22 protein-coding genes and 1 tRNA gene are annotated in these 17,887 nt (G+C 70.0%); 16 read left to right on the top strand and 7 right to left on the bottom strand.

Going from position 1 to position 17,887, the window contains the following annotated elements:
• From ACNNMR_RS21935 to ACNNMR_RS21885, 11 genes are all read left to right on the top strand, one after another.
• The gene (locus ACNNMR_RS21935; RefSeq protein WP_419996364.1) at positions 1 to 504 is read left to right on the top strand and encodes a hypothetical protein; all 504 of its coding nucleotides are present in this window, start codon (positions 1 to 3) and stop codon (positions 502 to 504) included.
• An 85-nt stretch (positions 505 to 589) separates the two neighbouring features.
• Positions 590 to 2,827, top strand: a complete 2,238-nt coding sequence (locus ACNNMR_RS21930; protein WP_419996363.1) for a cell division protein FtsK — start codon at positions 590 to 592, stop codon at positions 2,825 to 2,827.
• Positions 2,828 to 2,977: 150 nt separating this feature from the next.
• On the top strand, positions 2,978 to 3,283 hold the full coding sequence (locus tag ACNNMR_RS21925) for a hypothetical protein (protein ID WP_419996362.1): 306 nt from the start codon (positions 2,978 to 2,980) through the stop codon (positions 3,281 to 3,283).
• Positions 3,274 to 3,468: a hypothetical protein gene (locus tag ACNNMR_RS21920; RefSeq protein WP_419996361.1), complete on the top strand. Its 195-nt coding sequence runs from the start codon at positions 3,274 to 3,276 to the stop codon at positions 3,466 to 3,468. The genes ACNNMR_RS21925 and ACNNMR_RS21920 overlap by 10 nt, the downstream gene beginning before the upstream one ends.
• A 17-nt stretch (positions 3,469 to 3,485) precedes the next feature.
• Positions 3,486 to 3,941, top strand: a complete 456-nt coding sequence (locus ACNNMR_RS21915; RefSeq protein WP_419996360.1) for a hypothetical protein — start codon at positions 3,486 to 3,488, stop codon at positions 3,939 to 3,941.
• Between the two features lie 15 nt (positions 3,942 to 3,956).
• Positions 3,957 to 4,181, top strand: a complete 225-nt coding sequence (locus ACNNMR_RS21910) for a hypothetical protein (RefSeq protein ID WP_419996359.1) — start codon at positions 3,957 to 3,959, stop codon at positions 4,179 to 4,181.
• Between the two features lie 3 nt (positions 4,182 to 4,184).
• Complete coding sequence (locus tag ACNNMR_RS21905; RefSeq protein ID WP_419996358.1) at positions 4,185 to 4,706, top strand: hypothetical protein; 522 nt, start codon at positions 4,185 to 4,187, stop codon at positions 4,704 to 4,706.
• Positions 4,707 to 4,792: 86 nt separating this feature from the next.
• The gene (locus ACNNMR_RS21900; RefSeq protein ID WP_419996357.1) at positions 4,793 to 5,689 is read left to right on the top strand and encodes a bifunctional DNA primase/polymerase; all 897 of its coding nucleotides are present in this window, start codon (positions 4,793 to 4,795) and stop codon (positions 5,687 to 5,689) included.
• Entirely contained in the window at positions 5,686 to 6,708 is a 1,023-nt protein-coding gene (locus tag ACNNMR_RS21895; RefSeq protein WP_419996356.1) for an AAA family ATPase, read from the top strand. Before ACNNMR_RS21900 ends, ACNNMR_RS21895 begins: the two co-directional genes overlap by 4 nt.
• 64 nt (positions 6,709 to 6,772) lie before the next feature.
• Complete coding sequence (locus ACNNMR_RS21890) at positions 6,773 to 7,018, top strand: excisionase family DNA-binding protein (RefSeq protein ID WP_419996355.1); 246 nt, start codon at positions 6,773 to 6,775, stop codon at positions 7,016 to 7,018.
• A 10-nt stretch (positions 7,019 to 7,028) separates the two neighbouring features.
• The gene (locus ACNNMR_RS21885) at positions 7,029 to 8,342 is read left to right on the top strand and encodes a tyrosine-type recombinase/integrase (RefSeq protein ID WP_419996354.1); all 1,314 of its coding nucleotides are present in this window, start codon (positions 7,029 to 7,031) and stop codon (positions 8,340 to 8,342) included.
• Between the two features lie 75 nt (positions 8,343 to 8,417).
• Here the strand turns inward: ACNNMR_RS21885 and ACNNMR_RS21880 are convergent.
• The 3 genes from ACNNMR_RS21880 to ACNNMR_RS21870 form a co-directional block, all read right to left on the bottom strand.
• Positions 8,418 to 8,504, bottom strand: a tRNA-Ser gene (locus ACNNMR_RS21880).
• 10 nt (positions 8,505 to 8,514) lie between these two features.
• Positions 8,515 to 8,970, bottom strand: coding sequence for a tRNA adenosine(34) deaminase TadA (gene tadA, locus ACNNMR_RS21875; protein ID WP_419996353.1), 456 nt, complete (start codon positions 8,968 to 8,970; stop codon positions 8,515 to 8,517).
• A 73-nt stretch (positions 8,971 to 9,043) separates the two neighbouring features.
• On the bottom strand, positions 9,044 to 9,589 hold the full coding sequence (locus ACNNMR_RS21870) for a hypothetical protein (RefSeq protein ID WP_419996352.1): 546 nt from the start codon (positions 9,587 to 9,589) through the stop codon (positions 9,044 to 9,046).
• 237 nt (positions 9,590 to 9,826) lie between these two features.
• On the opposite strand from ACNNMR_RS21870, the gene upp reads away from it, so the two are divergent.
• Positions 9,827 to 10,462 carry a uracil phosphoribosyltransferase gene (gene upp / locus ACNNMR_RS21865; protein ID WP_419996351.1) on the top strand — a complete coding sequence of 212 codons (636 nt, stop codon included), beginning with the start codon at positions 9,827 to 9,829 and terminating at the stop codon, positions 10,460 to 10,462.
• A 10-nt stretch (positions 10,463 to 10,472) separates the two neighbouring features.
• Here upp and ACNNMR_RS21860 read toward each other — a convergent pair whose 3' ends face one another.
• A complete protein-coding gene (locus ACNNMR_RS21860) occupies positions 10,473 to 11,096 on the bottom strand; it encodes a LytR C-terminal domain-containing protein (protein ID WP_419996350.1) in 624 nt (207 codons plus the stop codon).
• A gap of 90 nt (positions 11,097 to 11,186) precedes the next feature.
• On the bottom strand, positions 11,187 to 11,483 hold the full coding sequence (locus ACNNMR_RS21855) for a type II toxin-antitoxin system VapB family antitoxin (RefSeq protein ID WP_003955420.1): 297 nt from the start codon (positions 11,481 to 11,483) through the stop codon (positions 11,187 to 11,189).
• A 94-nt stretch (positions 11,484 to 11,577) separates the two neighbouring features.
• Between ACNNMR_RS21855 and ACNNMR_RS21850 the strand changes: the two genes are divergently transcribed.
• Positions 11,578 to 13,167, top strand: a complete 1,590-nt coding sequence (locus tag ACNNMR_RS21850) for a helicase HerA-like domain-containing protein (protein WP_419996349.1) — start codon at positions 11,578 to 11,580, stop codon at positions 13,165 to 13,167.
• A gap of 66 nt (positions 13,168 to 13,233) precedes the next feature.
• Here the strand turns inward: ACNNMR_RS21850 and ACNNMR_RS21845 are convergent, their stop codons facing one another.
• Together ACNNMR_RS21845 and ACNNMR_RS21840 are read right to left on the bottom strand one after the other, a co-directional pair.
• The gene (locus ACNNMR_RS21845) at positions 13,234 to 14,769 is read right to left on the bottom strand and encodes a M28 family metallopeptidase (protein ID WP_419996348.1); all 1,536 of its coding nucleotides are present in this window, start codon (positions 14,767 to 14,769) and stop codon (positions 13,234 to 13,236) included.
• 111 nt (positions 14,770 to 14,880) lie between these two features.
• The gene (locus ACNNMR_RS21840) at positions 14,881 to 15,474 is read right to left on the bottom strand and encodes an HhH-GPD-type base excision DNA repair protein (RefSeq protein WP_419996347.1); all 594 of its coding nucleotides are present in this window, start codon (positions 15,472 to 15,474) and stop codon (positions 14,881 to 14,883) included.
• A gap of 140 nt (positions 15,475 to 15,614) precedes the next feature.
• Between ACNNMR_RS21840 and ACNNMR_RS21835 the strand changes: the two genes are divergently transcribed.
• The 3 genes from ACNNMR_RS21835 to ACNNMR_RS21825 all read left to right on the top strand — a co-directional run bounded on the left by ACNNMR_RS21835 (position 15,615) and on the right by ACNNMR_RS21825 (position 17,883).
• A complete protein-coding gene (locus ACNNMR_RS21835) occupies positions 15,615 to 16,163 on the top strand; it encodes a SixA phosphatase family protein (RefSeq protein ID WP_419996346.1) in 549 nt (182 codons plus the stop codon).
• Between the two features lie 84 nt (positions 16,164 to 16,247).
• Positions 16,248 to 16,493 (top strand): hypothetical protein, encoded by a 246-nt coding sequence (locus tag ACNNMR_RS21830; RefSeq protein WP_419996345.1) that lies wholly within the window; start codon positions 16,248 to 16,250, stop codon positions 16,491 to 16,493.
• A gap of 55 nt (positions 16,494 to 16,548) precedes the next feature.
• On the top strand, positions 16,549 to 17,883 hold the full coding sequence (locus ACNNMR_RS21825) for a radical SAM protein (RefSeq protein WP_419996344.1): 1,335 nt from the start codon (positions 16,549 to 16,551) through the stop codon (positions 17,881 to 17,883).
• The last annotated feature ends 4 nt before the right edge of the window (positions 17,884 to 17,887 follow it).

The raw sequence follows: 17,887 nt of genomic DNA, 5'->3' as shown, positions 1-17,887 counted from the left end.
ATGACCACACACGTAGACGCGACCTTCTACAACAACCTGCTGCCGGAGCTGACCAGCCTGGCCGCGGCGTACCGCGCCAAGATGCGCGCTGAGGACGAAGCACTGCGGCGAGCGGCGGAAGAGGCCGAAAGGCAGCAGATCCTCGCGCAGTGCAACGCGGTGATTGCGGAAGCCCGCGACAGCCTCTCGTTCTATTTCCCCGACACCTTGTCCAGGGTGCTGCCCCACGAGGCATGGGCGGGCTACCCCAGCGGCCAGCACTTCGGCCGCGCTTCGCGCGAGCCGATCGCCGTAGCCTCCCTCGGTTCCGGGGTGTGGCTGACCTACGACGAGAGCCCGTACGGCGGGTCGCAGTTCCACCTGGTTCGAGCCTGCGCCGAGTGCAGCCGCTACTTCGAGGTGGACATCACCGACGACCGCCAGGTCGCGCTGGCGCTGGAGAACAACCCGGTCAACGTCCGCTGCGACGGCTGCTACACCAACCGCGCCGACGTGCCGTTCTGAACATCTGACTGCCGGGGGTCTGGCCGCTGGGCCGACCAAGCACGCGGCCAGACCCTGTATCCCTCCTCACAGAAGGACACCAGAAGTGAACCACGACGACGACAACGAGCTGTTCAACCGGCTCGAAGCAGACATGGCCGCGAACGGCGCGGTCGTAGATTTCGAGAAGGCCCGTGCCGCCCGCGAGTCGGCTCCCGACACAGGACCCGACTCCGAGCCGACCGAGTCGGGCGCCCCGACCCCGACCGAGGCACCCGACCGCTCCGCCCCCGAGTCGGATGACGCGTCGGGCGACTCCAAGGCACGGGTGATGGTGGACCAGTCGGGTATGGCGGTCGGCCCGGGCTATCTGGGTCGGTTGGTCGGGGCGAAGCGGCGGGCGATGGTCCCGCCGTGGCTGACCTCGCTTGCGGAGCTGAAGACGGCTACCACGTGGGTGGCGCGGCATTACGCGCACGCCACCGGCTACCACGCGCTGCGCTCCCCGGTCTACGCCGGTCGGCTCGCCATGCAGGCCCCGGCCGGGGCGGCGAAGTTCGTTGGCGGCTCGCTGCGCTGGGTGAGCGACCGCGAGGGGGAGCCGGTCCGGCTCGCCGCCGTGCGGCGCGAGGATGCCGCGGAGTATCTGAAGCTCTCCCGGCAGCGCGACGCCCGGGTCCGGGCCCGCGCACTGGTCGGGGTGCTGGCGCTGTTCGTCGGCGTCGGGGCGGCGCTGGCCATCTATGTACTCGCCCCCGGGTGGCTGCAAGCCGTCTCGATCAGCGCGGTAACGATGGCGCTCGGGTTCGCCGGCCGTAAGGCCGACGATCCGGTCATCCACCGTGCGGTGGAGCTGTCCAAGACCACGAAGCTGACCAGCAACATCGTGCTCCGCGCGCTCGGTTCGCTCGGCATTCCGGCGATCAACCAGGCGCAGGCCAGGGGCCGGGACGGGTTCGAGTTCACCGCCCCGATCACCCGCGACGGGCCCGGCTGGCGATGCGAGGGCAACCTGCCCTTCGGCGTCACCGTCACCGACATCATCGAGCGCCGCGAACGCCTCGCGTCGGGTGTGCGCCGGCCGCTGGGCTGCGTGTGGCCCGAAGCGGTCCCGGATGAGCACACCGGGCACCTGGTTTTGTGGGTCGGCGATCAGGACATGTCCAAGGCCAAGCAACCCGCCTGGCCGCTGAAGAAGACCGGCACCGTGGATCTGTTCAAGCCGGTCGCCTACGGCACCGACCAGCGCGGGCGCTGGGTCGCGGTCACGCTCATGTACATCGCAGGTGTGATCGGCGCGATCCCGCGCATGGGCAAGACGTTCCTGCTCCGGCTGCTGCTGCTCATTGCGGCGCTCGATCCGCGGGCGGAGCTGCACACCTACGACATGAAGGGCACTGGCGACCTGGATCCGGTCGGCAACGCCGTCTCGCACCGCCACGCCGCGGGCGATGACGATGAGGCCATCGGCTACGTGCTCGCCGACTTCCGTGCTCTGCGTGAGGAACTGCGGCGTCGCACGAAGGCGATCCGTGCGCTGCCGCGGGACATCTGCCCGGAGTCGAAGGTGACCAGCCAGTTGGCGGACAAGCGGTCTTTGGGGCTGCATCCGATCGTGGTCGGGGTGGATGAGTGCCAGGTCCTCTTCGAGCACCCCGAGCATGCCAAGGAGTTCGAGGAGATCGCCACCGACCTGGTCAAGCGCGGCCCGGCGACCGGGATCGTGCTGCTGCTCGCGACGCAGCGGCCGGACGCGAAGGCGCTGCCGACCGGGATCTCCGCGAACGCCTCGGCGCGCTGGTGCCTGAAGGTCATGGGTCAGCTGGAGAACGACATGGTGCTGGGCACCTCCGCGTACAAGCGCGGGGTGCGGGCCACGATGTTCTCCTGGAAGGACAAGGGCATCCACTACTTCGTGGGTGAAGGCTCCGACGCGCGGATTGTGCGCAGCGTCTACCTGGACGCGAAGGACGCGGATGCCATCGCGCTGCGGGCCCGCAAGGCCCGCGAGCAGGCGGGCACCCTGTCCGGCCACGCCCTCGGAGAAGAGCCGGAGCCGCTGGCCCCGGCCTACGATCTGCTGGCGGACATCCTCGCGGTGGTTCCGGCCAAGGAGCTCAAGGTGTGGTCGGAGACGGTGGTCGCGAGGCTGGCGGAGCTGCGGCCGGAGGCCTACGACGGCTGGGACCCCGACGCCCTTGCCGCCGCGCTCAAGCCGCACCGGATCGCCACCGTCCAGGTGGGCCGCCGCGTGAACGGCAAGGTGGTGAACCGGCGAGGCATTGAGCGCTCCCACATCACCGCCGTGATTGCGGAGCGTGATGGAAACCGGGACGCGGGCTGACTGTCCGGGGGCGCTAACGCTAGCGGCAACCCCCGCTAACGTTAGCGCCCCCGCTAGCGCCCTAAACCGCATCTGATCAGGCCGCTAGCGGATAGCGGCCCACCTGCGCAAACCCACTCCACACCCCAAACCCAACCCTGGGAGGCTCCCATGGGCACCGCTATCGCCTGCCTACTAGTCATCACATTCTGTTACGCCGCCGTGTGCACGGTCAGCCCGTTCGGCCGCTGCCGCAAGTGCCGCGGCTGGGGCCACAAGCTCAAGACCGGCCGCTTCACCGGGCGGCTCAAGCGCGGCAAGGACTGCCGCCGCTGCAAGGCCACCGGCTACCGCATACGCACCGGCCGACACCTGTACAACCTCGCCGCCCGCCTCCACCACGCCAACCGAGCCGTGACCGACGACCGTGCCCGCACGGCCGTCAACGCAGCCAAGGAGGCCCGGACATGGAACTGACCCTGTCCGTGTGGCTCGTGGCCGGCATCGGCGTCGCCGTGATGCTCAAGCTGCGCTCCACCACCGCCACAGCCGCCGTACTCGCCGCGCTCTTCGGCTTCTACCTCGCCGACACCAGCGCGGCACCCGACATCAACGAGCTCGTTCAGTCCGTCGCTCAGGCCGTCAAGGGCTTCGGCGACTAACCACAGGAGATCCCGAGATGACCCACCACGTTCCGGACCGCCGCCGCGCACCGGCCGCGGTCCACCACCCGATACCGTTACCGACCGAGCAGCCGCACGCCGCGCCGCTGGTGCCCCGGCCGGACAGCATCCCCGAGGTAACCCAGGTGCAGCTGCCCGATGGCCGCGTCGTCACCGGCTACACCCTCACCCCACCGCAGCCCCTCACCCCCACACCGCAGCCCGCGGCAGTCAGCCCGCTGGCCAAGAACCTCGCGCTGGCCGGGCTCGGCTTCGCCGCCGTCTGCGGCGGCCTGATCCTGCTCACCAGCTTCATCACCGCACTCGCCAACCTGGTGATGAACTTGATCATCCTGGTCGCCGTCGTCGCCGGCCTGTACGTCGCCGTGCAGATCTTCGGCGGTGGCGGGGGCGGCGGGACCACGGTCAACACGCGCAAGGCCGTGTTCAAGAACAACCGGTTCTACGGCTGAGCGGGGGCATCACCGATGCCCAAACCGCTCCCGGTCGAATACGTCGTCACCCGCCCGGCCAAGCCGTCCTGGTGGCGACTGCACCGCCATGAAGTCCTCTTCGTGCTCGGCATCGCCGTCGGCTTCTGGCTCTGCCACGGCTGCGGCGCCACCGCCCAGAGCCCGCACCCGCAACACACCCCAAGCCCCACCCCGGAGCACCGCAGCGTGCAACCGCTGCCCGAACCCAAGGAGAACTGACCCGTGTTCGAGATCCGCATCATCTGCGACCCGCCCGACACCGAGCAGGTCACCAAGGCCCTGTCCGCCGCGTTCGCCATCGGACCAGTCCGCCAGTACGCAACCCGCGACGGCCGGCGCGCTCGGCTGTACGTCACGGCGGAGTACGGCCCCCGCTCGGAGGACTTCCCAAGCCCGGCCATCGCGTACGCCGAGGCGCCCAGCATCATCAGCGAAATTGGCTGGGTTGCCCGCACGGTGGCCGATAGGCCGCTTGGCGGCAGTCTCGGGCGCGGCTTCTGGCTGCGTAAGGCCGCCGTACTCGACCGCATTGCACTGGCCGATGCGGAGGACCAGTACCGTCCGGACGCTCCTGTGATCGCCGCTGAGGCAGCTGAGCGGCTCATGGAAATCGACCGGGAAGCGGGGCTTGGGCCCGGAGCGACGAGCAACGGCGGCCCGTACTGGGTGGATCACCCGGAGGCCATCGCGCACCCACGGGGCTACGTCCGTCAGGAGTACGCCCTGTGGAGCGCCACCCACTAGAGACGCCCGAGGCGGCCGCCTCTCACCACAAGACCGCGGCCGCCCCGGCTCCCCGTCCCTTCTCAAGAACTAGGAGTACTCCAAGCATGCCTGAAGCCGAACGGAGTGGACAGCTCAGGGCAGCGCTCGACGCTGCGTCGCGGGGCTGGCACGTCTTCCCCCTGATCCCCGGTGAAAAGCGCCCCGCGGTCCGTGACTGGTCCGAGCGCGCCACCACCGATCAGGAGCGCGTCCGTAGGTGCTGGACGCACGCCCCGTACAACGTCGGCATCGCTACGGGGCCGTCTCGACTGGTCGTCATTGACCTCGATATGCCGAAGAGCGCGGACGAGGTTCCGCCGGCCAAGTGGGCGGAACCGGGAGTCACGAGCGGCGCCGATGTCCTCGCGGTTCTGTGCGAGAAGCACGGCCAGCCCTTCCCGGACGACACGTACACCGTGAGCACGTGGAGCGGCGGAACCCATCTCTATTTCGAGGCCCCGGAAAGTGAGCCCCTGCGCAACACCACGGGGGACAGCGCCAATGGCCTCGGCTGGAAGGTGGATACCCGGGGCGCCGGCGGGCTCATCGTGGCCGCGGGCAGCGTCTTCGGTGGGCGGCCGTACGAGACCGTACGAGAGGCCCCCGTGGCGGCGCTGCCTGAATGGCTCGCCGAACTCCTGCGGCCGGCGCCCTTGCCCCCGCAGAGGCCCGTAACGGTGGCTCTCGCGGCCGACCGGCGCGGCAAGTGGCTGGCGGCGGCGGTGAATGGGGAGCTGAAGCGCGTCACGGCTTCTGGTCCGCACGAGCACAACAACGCGCTCTATCTCGCGGCGGTAGCCCTCGGGCAGCTCGTTGCCGGGGGAGAGCTGACCTCTGAGGACGTCACGGCATGGCTCGCCGATGCCGCACAGAGGGTGGGACAAGCGGACCGCGAGGCCCAGAAGACCATCGCTTCAGGTCTTCGGGCTGGCGCCAATCGACCGAGGACGGTAGCGGCATGACCGGCACTGACCCGCTCGGACCACAGCACCTGCATTCCGTCCCGACGGACCTTCCGCCGCAGCCGGATAAGGCCGCACAGATCCGTCAGCGCACGGCTTGGAGCGCATCGGAACTCATGGCGACGGAGTTCCCGGAGCCGAAATGGGCCGTGCCGGGCCTGCTCTCCGAGGGCGTCAATTTGCTCGCCGGCCCTCCGAAGGTGGGGAAGTCGTGGATGTCGCTCGGGCTCGGGCTCTCAGTGGCGTCCGGGGGCAAGGCACTCGACGCCGTAGACGTCGTGGGCGGCCCCGTGCTCTACCTCGCGCTGGAAGACACCCCCCGCCGTCTTCAGACCCGAATGCGGAAGCTGCTCGGAGGGCAGCAGGCTCCGCCCGGCCTAATGCTCGCGACGCAGTGCCCGCCACTCCCACAGGGCGGGAACGAGGCCATCGCGAACTGGCTGGACCGCAATCCCGACGCGCGCATGGTCGTCATCGACGTGTTCGCCAAGATGCGCGGTGCCTCCCCGGTGGGTGCCTCTGCGTACGACGCCGATTACGCAGCCGTGGGTCACGCCAAGCGCCTCGCGGACCACTACGGCGTGGCGTTCGTGCTGGTCCACCACGTCCGCAAGGCGGGATCGGACGACTTCCTCACTGAGGTCTCCGGCACCAACGGACTCGCGGGCGCAGCTGACGCGACGCTCGTACTCAAGCGCTCCCGCGGCAAAGCCGATGGGGTGCTTCACGTCACCGGCCGCGACGTGGATGAGGCCGAGTACGCGCTTCAGTTCCACGCTGGCGCGGGCGCTTGGCAGCTACTCGAAGGACCCGCGGGTGACCACACCATCGGGGACACCCGCGCTGCGATCCTCCGGCACGTGCGGGAGCACCCCGGGGCCAAGCCGAAGGACATCGCAGAGGCGACAGGGCTGGAATCGAGCCTGGTCCGGCAGACGTGCTCGCGCATGGTCACGGACGCCCAGCTCGTCCGCGACGCGAGCGGCTATCTCGCCCCGGATCTCGGGGGTGCTGCATGAGCTGTCACAGCTGTCGCAGTGTCACACCTGTCATGCCTGTCGCGCCGATGGAGAGGACGGAGAAGTGAGCGACGAATTCGACGCTGTCGAAAGCCAGCTGCCGACCGACCCCACGTTGGCGCTGCTCACCGTAGAGGAAGCCGCTCGCCGCCTCGGAGTCGGTCGCACTGTGTGCTTCCGGCTCATTGCCTCGGGTGACCTCGAATCGGTCACCCTCGGACGCTCGCGCAGGGTGCCCGCTGAGGCCGTCCCCGAGTACGTCGACCGCCTGCGCCAAACCCAACGGTCCGCCGCCAGCCCGGCCGCATGAGGAGGCATCCATGAGCGACGAGAGCAACAACGAGAGCACCCCGCAGAAGGACAGCAAGCCGAAGCGCACCCGTCAGCCCAACGGCCGATCCTCGATCTACCAAGGCAAGGACGGGAAGTGGCACGGCCGCGTCACCGTGGGCGTGCGCGACGACGGCACGCCGGACCGCCGGCATGTCGAGCGGAAGACTCAGTCCGAGGTCGTGAGCGCAGTCCAGGAGCTGGAAAAGCAGCGTGATGCCGGGACCGTGCGCAAGCCGGGGAAGCCCTGGACCGTCCGGGCGTGGCTGACGCACTGGATTGACCACATCGCCCCGCTCGCGGTCAACGAGAACACGATGGTGGGCTACGGCGTCGCCGTACGGAAGCACCTCATTCCCGGCCTCGGAGCGCACCGGCTGGACCGCTTGAAGCCCGAGCACATCGAGGTCTTCTACGCGAAGATGCAGGCCGCCGGCAGCAAGCCCGCGACCGCTCACCAGGCGCACCGCACCCTGCGTACAGCGCTCAACGAGGCGGTTCGCCGCGGTCACCTTGGCCAGAACCCCGTACGGCTCGCCAAGGCCCCCAGGGTTCGAGAGCAGGAGGTGCAGCCCTACACAGTTGAGGAGGTCCGCCGCATCCTGCGGGCCGCAGACCGGCGCCGGAACTCTGCGCGGTGGGCTATCGCGCTCTCGCTCGGTCTGCGGCAGGGCGAAGCTCTCGGACTGAAGTGGTCCGATGCGGACCTTGAGAACGGCGTCTTGTGGGTGCGACGCAGCCGCCGGCGCCCGCAGTACGCGCATGGCTGCGGCGACACCTGCGGACGGAAGGCGGGGTTCTGCCCGCAGAGGCAGCGAACGAACCCGGAGACCGGCGAGACCAAGAGCCGGGCGGGGCGGCGGGCTGTGGGCCTTCCTCCACAGCTTGTGGACCTGCTCGGTAAGCACAAGGCGACGCAGGAAGCCGAGCGAATCGAGGCGGGCGACCGATGGCACGAGGAAGGGTGGCTCTTCGCGACCCCGGTCGGCCTCGGCTGCCCGCCGCGGACGGACTACACCGAGTGGAAGGAGCTTCTTCGAGACGCGAAGGTGCGAGACGGCCGCCTGCATGACGCTCGCCACACCGCCGCTACCGTCCTGCTGATCCTTGGCGTCCCCGAGAGGGCCGTAATGGGGCTCATGGGCTGGTCCTCGACGGCCATGGCCGCGCGGTATCAGCACATGGTCGATACGGTGCGGACCGGCATCGCTGCGCAGGTGGACGGGCTCATCTGGGAGCCGGGGACGGAAGGCCCGGACGACGATGATGACGGGCTCGCGGGCGCGCTCGTACCGGCGAACTGAGACGGAAACTGAGACGGAAGATCACAAAGGGCGGACCCTCGCGGGTCCGCCCTTTGGTGTTTCTGCACTTCAAAGCGGTAGCGGTGGGATTTGAACCCACGGTTGGCTTGCACCAACACTCGCTTTCGAGGCGAGCTCCTTCGGCCGCTCGGACACGCTACCGAGAGGAAGCCTAACCCACGGGGCCCGGTGCTCTGAAATCGGATTCCCGGAAGAACGTGGTCAGCAGGCCGCCGCATTCTTCCGCCAGCACCCCGTGGATCACCTCGGGGCGGTGGTTGAGGCGGCGGTCGCGGACGACGTCCCACAGGGAGCCCGCCGCGCCCGCCTTCTCGTCGGTCGCGCCGTACACCACCCGGTCGAGGCGCGCGAGCACGGCAGCGCCCGCGCACATGGTGCACGGCTCCAGCGTCACGACCAGCGTGCAGCCGGTCAGCCGCCATTCGCCGAGGTGCTTCGCGGCCTCCCGTACGGCCAGCACCTCGGCATGCGCGGTCGGGTCCCCGGTGGCCTCGCGCTCATTGCGGCCGCTGCCGAGGACGGTGCCGTCGGGGCCGAGGACGACGGCGCCGACCGGGACATCGCCGGTCGCGGTCGCCGCCTCGGCCTCCGCCAGGGCCCGGCGCATGGCCGGGACCCAGCGGTCGCGCAGGGGGTCGGGCGGGGCGGTCAGCGGACGGCCTCCAGGATGTCGGCGCCCATCAGCGGACCGCCTCCAGTACGTCGGCGGCGCCCAGGACGTCCGCGATCGCGCCGAGGGCGTCCGCGTCCGACAGGGACAGCAGCTCCTTTTCCGATACGCCGAGGTCGTCGAGGAGCTGCGGGTCGCCGACCGGTCCCGGCGGGACCGCGGAGCCGCCGGACCCCGTGCTCTCGTCGTCGCCGTCGTCGTCCTCCTCGGGCTCGCCGTCCTCCGTGCCGTCGAGGTCGGTCAGCTGGTCAAGGTCCTCGGCTTCCTCCGGGTCCCGGCCGAGCAGGTCGTCGGTGAGCAGGATCTCCCCGTACGAGCTGCGGGCGGCCGCGGCGGCGTCCGAGACGAAGATGCGGGGGTCTTCCTCGCCGTCGACCCGGACGACGCCGAACCAGGCGTCCTCCTGCTCGATGAAGACCAGCACCGTCTCTTCGTCATCGCTCGACGACTCGCGGGCCAGGTCGGCCAGGTCGTCCAGCGTCTCCACGTCATCGAGCTCTGTGTCGCTCGCTTCCCACCCGTCTTCGGTGCGCGCGAGCAGTGCGGCGAAGTACACCGTGACTCTCCCACTGGTCCTAGGTGTGCTGGGCCGGGCGGCGCGAGAAAGCTGCTGCTTCTCTCCCCCGGGTCCCCCCGGGAGCCCGCCCTTATCCGCATCGTGGCAGAAACTTTTGTGCTGCGCGGGGTCTTCCGCGCTGCGTCGTCCACGGAAATCCCGCTGACCAACCCCGCGGCCCCCTCCCGGCGGTACGCGGACCTCTCCATCACCAGGCGCAGGCGCTAGGGTCGGGGCATGCGCGTACACGTCGTCGACCACCCGCTGGTGGCGCACAAACTCACCACGCTGCGCGACGAGCGCACCGACTCGCCGACCTTCCGCCGGCTCGCCGACGAGCTGGTCACGCTGCTGGCGTACGAGGCGACGCGGGACGTGCGCACCGAGCAGGTGGACATCGTCACGCCGGTGACGCCCACGACGGGCGTGCGGCTCGCGCGGCCGCGGCCCATCGTCGTACCGATCCTGCGGGCCGGGCTCGGGATGCTCGAGGGCATGGTGCGGCTGCTGCCGACGGCCGAGGTCGGCTTCCTCGGGCTGATCAGGGACGAGGAGACGCTGCAGCCCAGCACGTACGCGAACCGGCTCCCGGACGACCTCTCCGGGCGGCAGGTCTACGTGCTCGACCCGATGCTGGCGACCGGCGGCACCCTGATCGTGTCGATCAAGGAGCTGATCAAGCGGGGTGCAGACGATGTCACCGCGCTGTGCCTGCTGGCGGCGCCGGAGGGCATCGAGGCGATGGAGAAGGAGCTGGCGGGCTCGCCGGTGACGGTCGTCACGGCTTCGGTGGACGAGCGGCTCAACGAGCACGGGTACATCGTGCCGGGGCTCGGGGATGCCGGGGACCGGATGTACGGGGTCGCGGACTAGCCGCTGCCGCTCAGCAGGTCCGCGTCGGCTTCGGGGCCGGCGGCTTGGTCAGCGCCTTCAGGGCCGCTGTCGCCTGCTTCTCCTTGGCCAGGGTGACGAACTCCTGGCCGAGGATCAGATCCACTTCGCCGCCCTTGCGGTCGTCCGTCTTCGGCTGTGCGCCGGCCAGCTGCGTGCCGAGCACCGCCAGGGAGCTGTCCGCGGCGGTCTTGGAGCCGAGCAGGATCCCGGGGCCGTCGACCTTCTTGTCGTACTTCTTCGGGGCGTTGCCCACCTCGCCGATGTCGAAGCCGCGCTTCTTCAGCGCCTTCGCCGTCTTGTCGGCAAGACCGGATCGGGTGGTGGCGTTCAGGACGTTGACCTTGATGGTGTCCGGCTTCGGCAGCGGCTTGGGCTTCGGCAGCTTGGCCGCGGAGGCCGAGGCGCAGTTCTGCTTCGCCGCGGTGTCCTTGGAGCCGTCGCCGGAGAAGGCGGAGACGAGCTGCACGGACCCCCAGGCGAGCAGCGCGAGCAGGGCGGCGGAGGCGGTCAGGAGCAGCACCCGGTGCTTGGTGCGGCTGCGCCGCATCTGCGGGTACTTGGTGCCCTTGATCTTGTATTTCCCGCCCATGCCGGGGGGCGTGAGCATGCTCATACGCGCAGGGTAGTGCGGTTACGGTGCCATGCCTACTAAACGATCAATGGCGGGTGAAGACGCCGCCTGAACGGGGTAACCGGCGGACGCTCAGCCGAGCTCCAGCACCCTGGCATGCAGCACCTGGCGCTGCTGCAGCGCCGCGCGCACCGCGCGGTGCAGCCCGTCTTCCAGGTAGAGGTCGCCCTGCCACTTCACGACATGCGCGAAGAGGTCGCCGTAGAAGGTCGAGTCCTCCGCGAGGAGGGTCTCCAGGTCGAGCTGCCCCTTGGTGGTGACGAGCTGGTCCAGCCGCACCGGGCGTGGGGCGACGTCCGCCCACTGCCGGGTGCTCTCCCGGCCGTGGTCGGGGTACGGCCGGCCGTTTCCGATGCGCTTGAAGATCACACGGAAAGCCTACCGGGGACAGCGGCCGGGGCGCAGCCGTGCTGCACGGATGCAATGCTGGCAAACCAGGGCATTGCGGGTGGTGGAGGCTGGGATGACCGAGGAAGTGACGACCCCCGCGGCGGCGAGCGAGCTTCCCGGGCAGGTCGCCGCCGTCGCCGGCGGGTACGCCTTCGAGGGGCCTGCGCTGGAGCTGGGCGCGGCGCTGTGGGAGGGGACGGCGTATCCGGCCGCCCCGGTCCGGATTCCACTCGGCATGATGAATCGCCACGGCCTCGTCGCGGGCGCCACCGGCACGGGCAAGACCGTCACCCTGCAGCTCCTCGCCGAGCAGCTCTCGGCGGGCGGCGTGCCCGTCTTCCTCGCCGACATCAAGGGCGACGTGTCCGGCGTCGCCGCGGCCGGGGACGCGAACGACAAGATCTCGCAGCGGATGGCCGAGATCGGGCAGGAGTGGGAGCCGGCGGCCTTCCCGGCGGAGTTCTACAGCCTGGGCGGCGCCGGCAGCGGCATCCCGCTGCGCGCCACCATCACCGACTTCGGCCCGCTGCTGCTCGCCAAGGTGCTCGGCCTGAACCAGACCCAGGAGCAGTCGCTCGCGCTGATCTTCCATTACGCCGACGGCAAGGGCCTCGAACTCGTCGACCTCAAGGACCTGCGGGCGGTGCTCGCCTACCTCACCACCGACGAGGGGAAGGCGGAGCTCAAGGAGCTCGGCGGCATCTCGTCCGCCACCATGGGCGTGCTGCAGCGCACCGTCACCGCCTTCGAGGCGCAGGGCGCGGATCTCTTCTTCGGCGAGCCCGCCTTCGACACCAGCGAGCTGCTGCGGACGAACGCCGACGGCCGCGGGGTCATGTCCGTACTGGAGCTGCCGTCCGTACGGGAGCAGCCGCAGGTCTTCTCCACCTTCCTGATGTGGCTGCTGGCCGAGCTCTTCCAGACGCTGCCGGAGGTGGGGGACGCCGAGCGGCCGAAGCTGGTGTTCTTCTTCGACGAGGCGCATCTGCTCTTCAAGGACGCGTCGAAGGCCTTCCTGGAGTCGATCGTGCAGACGGTGCGGCTGATCCGGTCCAAGGGCGTCGGGGTCTTCTTCGTGACGCAGACGCCGAAGGACGTACCCGAGGACGTCCTCGCCCAGCTGGCGAATCGCGTACAGCACGCGCTGCGCGCCCACACCCCCACCGACCAGCGAAATCTCAAGGCCGCCGTGAAGACCTTCCCCACTTCCGACTACGACCTCGAAGAGGTGCTCACCACCCTCGGTACCGGCGAGGCGGTGGTGACCGTGATGAGCGAGAGCGGGGCGCCGACGCCGGTGGCGGCGACGCGGCTGCGGGCGCCGCGGTCGCGGATGGGGCCGCTGGGCGACGACGCCGTGGACGCGGCGGCCCGGGCCTCGCTGCTGTACGGGCGGTACGCGGAGGCGGTGGACCGGGAGTCCGCGTACGAGGTGCTGGAGGCCGCGAAGTCGGCGCACGCGGCCGAGGAGGCGCAGGCGCAGGCCGCGGCCGAGGCGCAGGCCGCCGAGGCCAAGGCCGCCAAGCAGGCGAAGGCGGCGGCGCCGGAGGGGATCGTGGACCAGGTGGTGGGCAGCGGGATCTTCAAGTCCCTGGCCAGGTCCATGGGGACGCAGCTGGGGCGGGAGATCAGCCGGACGCTGTTCGGCACCCGGCGGCGCTGACGCCCGCCCCGGAAACGGCGGTACGGGCCCGGAGACCTGGCCCGGGCCCGTACCGCGCTTTGGTGCTTACTCGGTGGCGTGGTCGCCGTGCAGGCCGCCGCCGCCCGTGTCGCCGCCCGCGGTCGGGGCGGAGGTGACCGGCGCGGTCAGCGCGCTGAGGTCGAGGGCGTAGGTGCCGACGGCGTTGGCGATGACGTCGATGTTGGCGTCGAAGGCCTTCATCGAGACGTTGTCGATGTCGTCGCACGCGGCGTGGTAGCACGGGTCGTACGCGACACCCGCCGTGCCGCCGAACTTCGCCGCCTGCGCAGGCGTCTTGACGCCCTCGGCGCCGGTGAAGGTGCCGCCGGCGGGGATGCCGACCGCGATGAACGGGCCGTAGTCGGAGCGGCCGGTGAAGTCGGTGCCCTCGTGCGGCAGGCCGCGCTTGTCCATGAAGTCGGTGATCTGCTTCTCCAGTTGGGCCGAGCCCTCGGGGCCCGGGCCCGCGCCGGTGGCGTCGGAGTCGTCGCCGTCGTAGACGAAGAGGCCGTAGTTCGGTGAGGCGATCATGTCGAAGTTGAGGTAGAGCTTGATCTGCTGCTTCTGCGCGTCGGTCAGCCGGCCGACGTAGTCGGTGGAGCCGACCAGGCCGAGTTCCTCGGCGCCCCAGAAGGCGAAGCGGACCTTGTGCTTGACCTTGGCCTTCGACTTGGCGAGGGAATCCGCGGCCTCGAGGAGGCCTGCCGATCCCGATCCGTTGTCGTTGATGCCGGGGCCGTCCTGGACGCTGTCGAGGTGGGCGCCGAGCATGACGGTCTTGTCGGCGTCGCCGCCGCGGGTCTCCGCGAGCACGTTGGTGGTCTCACGCTCTTCCGCGAGCTGCTGAATGTCCAGCTTGACCTCGACGGGACCGGCCGCGACCTGAGCGGCGAGGGCCTCGCCGGCGGCCAGGGTGATCCCGCCGGTGGGGATCCTGCCGGCCGCCGGGTCGCCGAGGGTGCCCAGGAGGTCGCCGGCCACGTTGTTGTAGATGACCGCGCCCACGGCGCCGGCCTCGGCGGCCGCGGCCTGCTTCTCGGCGAAGGTGCAGCCGCCGCGTTTGATCAGCGCGACCTTGCCGGTGAAGGCGCCGGCCGCGTAGTCGGAGGCGGTGCAGCCGGTGGTGCCGTCGGCGTCCACGGGCGGGGCGGCGAGGGCCGCCGTGACGCCGCCCTCGGGGGTGGACTTGGTGTACGTCATCGCCCTGATCCCGACGTCGCCGGGCGTCGGGGAGACGACCGAGAGCTTCTCGGTGAGCGTCTCGACATAGGTGAACTTGAACGTGTCGTAACTGACCTTGTACCCGGCCCGCTTGAGCGTCTTGTAGACGTATGCGGCGGACCTGTCGTACCCGTCGGTGCCTGCGGCGCGGTTGTCGCCGCTGGCGTCGGCGATCGCCTGGAGCGCCCGCAGATGACGGTGCGCGTCCTTGGCGTCGGAGTCGCGGACGAGCTTCTTGGCAAGGCGCGCGGCCGGGTCCCCGTCGTCGGGGGCGGCGGTCGCGGGCGCGGCACTGGCTATGGCCAGCGGGGTGGCGAGAGCGGCTGCGGCCAGCACAGCGATGACTCTTCGATGGCTCACGTGGGATCCCTTCCCGGGCGCGATCGGCGGAACGGAAAGCGAAGTGCGTGAGCGCAAGTTAGCGGCAGCGGTGCGTTTGGGGAATGGGGCGGATGGTGCCGGGATGTGCCCTTAATTCACCTGTTTCTGCGCGGCCTTGGCCTTCTGCTTGGCTTCCTGCTTGAAGGCGCGCACCTTGGTGAGCGACTCGGGCCCGGTGATGTCCGCTACGGAGCGGTGCGAGCCCTGCTCGCCGTATGCCCCGGCCGCCTCCCGCCAGCCGTCGGGGGTCACGCCGAGCTGCTTGCCGAGCAGCGCGAGAAAGATCTGCGCCTTCTGCTTCCCGAAGCCGGGAAGGTCATTGAGCCGCTTGAGCAGCTCCTTGCCGGTGGCCGCGTCCTTCCAGACCGCCTCGGCGTCCCCGTCGTAATGCTCGACCAGATACGCGCACAGCTGCTGGATCCGCTTCGCCATCGAGCCCGGGTAGCGGTGCACGGCGGGCTTCTCACTCAGCAGCGCCGCGAACTCCTCCGGGTCGCGCGCGGCAATCTCATGCGCGTCGAGGTCGTCCGCCCGCATCCGCTGAGCGATCGTGTACGGCCCGGAGAACGCCCACTCCATCGGAACCTGCTGATCCAGCAGCATGCCGACAAGCGCGGCAAGCGGGCTGCGCCCGAGGAGGGCGTCGGCGTCGGGGTTCTGGGCGAGGCGAAGTTGCTTGCGCATGGCCGCAGCATATTTGCTCCCACCCACCCACCCGTTGCTGTCACACCCCGAGCCGCGGGCCGTGCCGCCGCAGGTGGCGCGATTCCCACGCTCGGCCCTCATGGCGTTGCACCGAGTGGCGGTCGGCCTACGCTGAGAGCGTGAGCGACGACGACGCCCGGCGTCTTGTGGTGCTGCGGCACGCCAAATCCGCGTGGCCGGAAGGGGTGGCCGACCACGACCGCCCGCTGGCGGACCGGGGCGTGCGGGACGCGCCCGAGGTGGGGGCGTGGCTGCATGCGGCCGGGCTCGCGCCCGATCTGGTGCTGTGCTCCGATGCCGTGCGCACCCGTGAGACCTGGGAACTCGCCGCCGAGCAGCTCGGCGGCATCGCGGCGGTCCCGCAGTATGACGAGCGGCTGTACGCGGCCACCGCGGACGAGCTGCTCGGGGTCGTACGGGAAGCCGCCCCCGGCACCCGCACCGTGCTGCTGGTCGGGCACAACCCCGGCGTGCAGGACCTGGTGCTGACGCTGGCCGGGGCGGGCGACGGCGGCGACGACGGCGGTACGGGTACGACCGGCCAGGTCCGGGACAAATTCCCCACCTCCGCCATCGCCGTGCTCCGCACCGACGCCCTCTGGGCGGACCTCGCCCCCCGCACCGCCCAGCTCACCGACTTCGCCGTGCCGCGGGGGCCGAAGGGCTGAATTAGCCGCGATGCGCGGTGCGACTGCTGCCAGAGCGTCGTTTACGGGACAAAGAGTCACTCTTCTGCCCGAAAGGCGCACCTCATGAGCTCCCAGCACGTCCGTACCCTCCAGCGCGTCATCGCCATCGGCGCCCTCGCCGCGGTCCCGTTCTTCGGCGCCGGCCAGGCCGCCTCGGCGCAGGAGATCCCGCAGACTCCGGAGGGCGCCCAGCAGTGGGTCAAGGACGACATGTCCTCACTCGGCTTCGCGAAGGTCATGCGCGGCAAGAACCTCGTCGAGCTCCACGCCCCGGCGATGCCTTACATCACCCTCCCTATGCCGATGTGACGTAAGGAGCCCACCCCCGGCCCGGGGTCCGTACGGGAAGTGGCACCATCGAGGGATGGAGAACGCCGCGCAGAGCCGTACCGCACTCGTCGAGTCGCTCATGGAGCGCTATCCGCACGTGCCCCGGGAAGCGGTCTTCAAGGAAGACCTGCTGCGCGGCGGGGTCCACTTCGAGGACTCCGCGCTGAGCGGCGGCGACGACGGCGACGTCAAGCCGAAGTCGTACTTCATCTTCTCCTTCGACCACCGCACGCTCCCCGAGCTGGGCGCGGCCGCGCTGAACCGGCCGCCGGAGGAGATCGTCCTCACCGGCGGCCCGTACGACCTGCGCCGGACGGTCGTGAGCGTGCGGCTGAACCCCTCCTCCCCGTACCGCGTCAAGGCGGGCGAGGACGGCAGCCTCGGCCTCTATCTGGAGGGCGTGCGGATCTCGGACGTCGGGGTGCCGCCGATGCCGGAGTATTACCGGCACAAGCTCTCCAATGGGAAGTCCGTGATGGAGGTCGCCCCCACCATCCAGTGGGGCTACCTGATCTACCTCACCGTCTTCCGGGTCTGCCAGTACTTCGGCGCCAAGGAGGAGTGCCAGTACTGCGACATCAACCACAACTGGCGCCAGCACAAGGCGGCCGGCCGCCCGTACACCGGTGTGAAGCCCTCGGACGAGATCCTCGAGGCGCTGCAGATCATCGACCAGTACGACACGGCGAAGACCTCCACCGCCTACACCCTCACCGGCGGCGCGATCACCTCGAAGGTCGGCGGCAAGGACGAGGCCGACTTCTACGGCTCGTATGCCAAGGCCATCGAGGAGATGTTCCCGAAGCGCTGGATCGGCAAGGTCGTCGCGCAGGCGCTGCCGAAGGACGACGTCAAGCGCTTCAAGGACTACGGCGTCCAGATCTACCACCCGAACTTCGAGGTCTGGGACAAGCGCCTCTTCGAGCTCTACTGCCCCGGCAAGGAGCGCTACGTCGGGCGCGAGGAGTGGCACCGCCGCATCCTGGACTCGGCGGATGTCTTCGGCCCGGAGAACGTGATCCCGAACTTCGTGGCGGGCGTCGAGATGGCCGAGCCCTTCGGCTTCCAGACGGTCGACGAGGCCATCGCCTCGACGCGCGAGGGCCTGGACTTCTTCATGTCCAACGGGATCGTGCCCCGCTTCACCACCTGGTGCCCGGAGCCGACGACCCCGCTCGGGAAGGAGAACCCGAACGGGGCGCCGCTGGAGTACCACATCCAGCTCCTGGACACGTATCGCTCGGCGCTGGAGCGGCACGGACTGTCCTCGCCCCCCGGCTACGGTCCGCCCGGGCCGGGCAACGCCGTCTTCTCGGTGAGCTCCTTCATGGACAGCCTCACGACGGAGGACGCGCCGGCGCGGGTGTGACCGC

This window comes from Streptomyces boninensis (assembly GCF_048572725.1).
Classification (GTDB): Bacteria; Actinomycetota; Actinomycetes; order Streptomycetales; family Streptomycetaceae; genus Streptomyces; species Streptomyces boninensis.
Note: the sequence above shows the minus strand (reverse complement) of the source record. Positions and strands in the feature narration are given on the sequence as shown.